General features: G+C 79.2%; 1 pseudogene. It reads right to left on the bottom strand.

Annotated features, from left to right (window positions below):
• Positions 1-1094 (bottom strand): annotated as a pseudogene (locus AB0E14_RS39795) (hypothetical protein); the annotation flags it as partial.

The raw sequence follows: 1094 nt of genomic DNA, 5'->3' as shown, positions 1-1094 counted from the left end.
GCCTCGGTGAGCGTGGCCGCGGCCGCCTCGGCGGTCTCGCGGGCGGTGGCGGCGACGGCGGCCAGTTCGGCGAGCATGCCGTGCGGGCAGTCGGTGCGCCAGGAGCCGATCCGGGCGGCGAGCGAACGGTCGCCGGTGAGGCGGGCGGCGAGGGTGCGGATCTCCTCGTCGCGGGCGGCGGCGCGGGCGCGCAGGGCGTGCCGCTCCTCGTCGGCCGCGTGCTCGTCGTGCATCGCCGGGTTCGGCGGCACGAGGAAGACGCCGGTGTCGTCGCCGGACTCAGGCGCCGGCACGGGTGCCAGGAGCGCGGCGGCGGTGCCGACGGCGACGGTGGAGCGCGGCAGCAGGGCGGCGGTGCTCAGCACCTCGCGGGCGCGGGCGTACGAGACGGGGTCGGTGATCACGACACCGTCGACCAGCTCGGGGCGGGCGGCGAGGACGGCGGCGTGGTCGGCGGGGTCGACGGCCTGGGCGAGATAGCGCCAGCCCGGGAGGGCCGGAATGCCCTGCTCGCCGAGGTACTCGACGGTGGCGAGCACGTCCGGTCCCGGCGGCAGGAGACCGCCGTCGCCGAGGGCGCCGAGGATGCGGGAGTCGTCGGCGGCGGCGGTGCGCAGGTCGAAGAGCTGGCGCTCGGCGGAGGCGATGGACTGGTCGAGCAGGCTCCGCAGTTCGTCGGCGTACCGGTCGAACTCGGTGACGGTGAGCGGTCCGTGGGTCCCTTCGGGACCGGTGGCGTGGCCGGTGCCGGTGCCGGTGCCGGTGGCGTGGTCCGCGGCGGGGCCGTGTTCGCCCGGCGGGAGATCCTGCCCCTCGGCGGGGCCCGGCTGCCCCTCTCCCCCGGCCTCGCCCGCGCGCTGGCCCGGCAGCGGGGACGGCGTTCGGGGCGGGAGGCTGAGGAGTTCGGCGAGGCGGTCGTCGGCGGCCAGGGACTCGGCCGCGCGTCGCTCCGCGTCGTAGGCGTTCTCGGCGGCCTCGGCGGCGTCCGTGGCGCGGGCCGCGGCGAGTTCGGCGCGGGACTCGGCGGAGGCCGCCTCGCGGGCGCGGTCGGCCGCCTCGCGGGCGGCGTCGCGGGCCGCGTCCCACGCGGCGAC

The organism is Streptomyces sp. NPDC047981 (genome assembly GCF_040653315.1).
In the GTDB taxonomy this organism is placed as follows: domain Bacteria; phylum Actinomycetota; class Actinomycetes; order Streptomycetales; family Streptomycetaceae; genus Streptomyces.
The sequence above is the reverse complement of the archived record's forward strand: the minus strand, read 5'-3'. Positions and strand labels throughout refer to the sequence as shown.